Annotated in this window: 2 protein-coding genes; one reads left to right on the top strand and one right to left on the bottom strand. The window is 32.1% G+C overall.

Annotated elements, in window-relative coordinates; genetic code table 11:
- Positions 1-319 precede the first annotated feature (319 nt).
- Positions 320-778, top strand: coding sequence for a DUF523 domain-containing protein (locus tag FTU12_RS16260; RefSeq protein ID WP_077170035.1), 459 nt, complete (start codon positions 320-322; stop codon positions 776-778).
- Between the two features lie 126 nt (positions 779-904).
- Here the strand turns inward: FTU12_RS16260 and FTU12_RS16255 are convergent, their stop codons facing one another.
- Positions 905-1693 (bottom strand): aminoglycoside adenylyltransferase domain-containing protein, encoded by a 789-nt coding sequence (locus FTU12_RS16255; RefSeq protein WP_038350081.1) that lies wholly within the window; start codon positions 1691-1693, stop codon positions 905-907.
- Positions 1694-2021 lie beyond the last annotated feature (328 nt).

Genomic DNA, 2021 nt, shown 5'->3' with positions numbered 1-2021 from the left:
TTATAATCAGCGAAGAATTCAAAAAGGCTTGGATTTTAAGACACCAAATCAAATGGCAGAAGACTTTTATCGGTTAGCTGCCTAGAATCTCCCAAGTGAAAGTCTCCTGCTAATTCAGCACACATCACTGTTGATAAATTTTCTAAACAAAAAGGATCAAACTAATCTATAAGCTTTGTGGGTTAGAAAAAAAATAACTCACTTTGCATTGATCATATTTAAATTCTTGTTTTATCCATAGCACTAACCTATTAATTTTAAAAAATAATAGGTACTGGCTAAATAGCAAATCGATACATATCTTTTTCATAGAGGAAATATGATTTTAGTAAGTTCTTGTCTGGCTGGCTTAAAGGTACGTTATAACGGGACGCATAGCTTAAACGAAAAAATCGAAAAATTAGTCAAAGATGGAAAAGCTACTATGGTATGTCCAGAGATTCTTGGCGGTTTATCAACACCACGCGAACCTGCCGAGATTTCGGGAGGTAATGGCGATGATGTCTTAGATGGAAAAGCCTGTGTAATTGAAAAATCAGGAAAGGATGTGACTTCAATCTATATTGAAGGGGCATATAGAACTTTAAAAAAAGTTCAATTATTAAAAGCTACTCTGGTAGTGCTTAAAGAAAATAGCCCTTCATGTGGTAGTTCAATGATTTACGATGGTCAATTTAATGGGAATAAGATCTATGGCAATGGAGTTACCTCCGCTTTGCTTAAACGTCATAATATAAAAGTCATTTCAGAAGAAACTTTTTGGCAACTTTTACCCTAGTTCCTCCGCTTTTATTTAAAATCTTCATGCAACTCCAACCACGCCCCCCTTTGCAATATCAAGTCTCTTCGGTATTTAGAGATATAGTGAGGTAATAATCTAAGAAGCATATCCATTACTTCCACATCAGTTAAAAAGTAGTGGTTCAATTTTATGCTGTAATTCTTTAACAATTTTAGCAAGCTGATCATGTAAAACTAACCAACATTGCTCATGACCTTGCCCAATATATTCATCTATTATGAGTTGCAAAATGTCTTGATCTATCTGACTTAAGAATTCTAAAAACCATGTCGCAGCAACATCCTTGGCAACTATTGTTTTATGATCTAATGTATAAGCTATACGGCATAGCGCTAAAATTTGATTACATTCATCCTGATCGTCTTTCCAATGAGCAATAATTTGTGGATAAGTTTTTTGCATGGCAAATATTAATTGTTCATAGCTAATTGGATTTAACCAATCGCAAATATCAGGTCCAAAGATAGTAATGTTATGTAATTGGGCAGTTTTAAGTAAAATACTAATATCTGGATCAGATTGACTATAAAGTAATTCACCTTTGAGTAATTCTTCTCTCAACCACTCGCCATATTGTAGCTGATATGTATATGGATGATTTTTATTGGTAATACTCCCTTTTTCTAATATCGTAATTTCTAAGGCACGCGCTGTAGCATGACCAATCGGAACAGATATATTTAGAAAATTCTGCGCTAATTGTTTTCTTTCCTGATCGGTAATTTCACGTTCAATAATAACTAAAATATCAAGATCACTTTTATGTTTTAAACCACCATCAACATACGAACCATATAAATAAATAGCATAAAGCTTATCTTTAAAATTTTTTTGTAAAAGCTGTTTTACACTTTCAACTTGGCGACACTCTTCATCATTTAAGCTTTGCATATGATTTTTAATTTAAAAAAATAAGTAATGAATTCATAGAGCATTATACAGAATAAGTGTAAATAATTTAATCAATTAGTAAATAACATACTATTTTTACAATATATTTACTTTCAATATAGAGTTTAATACATAAAACTCTATCAATCAAAAAAAGCTTGAAACAACATCTGAATAGTAAGAGTCATTTCCTCCTCACTTAGAGATGGATCCGGAAATTTGAACAACTCCTATAAGTGATACTCTGCTCCTCAAATGATGTTATAAACATCAATATATGGAGTATTTTATGGCACGTAGACCAAGAAGAAATCATTCAAACGACTTT

It is taken from the genome of Acinetobacter sp. YH12063, assembly GCF_013419715.1.
GTDB lineage: Bacteria > Pseudomonadota > Gammaproteobacteria > Pseudomonadales > Moraxellaceae > Acinetobacter > Acinetobacter amyesii.
Note: the sequence above shows the minus strand (reverse complement) of the source record. Positions and strands in the feature narration are given on the sequence as shown.

What these genes read in the sequence shown, in the direction of transcription:
- FTU12_RS16255 (WP_038350081.1), bottom strand. Translation starts at nt 1,693, where the DNA reads ATGCAAAGCTTAAATGATGAAGAGTGTCGCCAAGTTGAAAGTGTAAAA.
- FTU12_RS16260 (WP_077170035.1), top strand. Translation starts at nt 320, where the DNA reads ATGATTTTAGTAAGTTCTTGTCTGGCTGGCTTAAAGGTACGTTATAAC.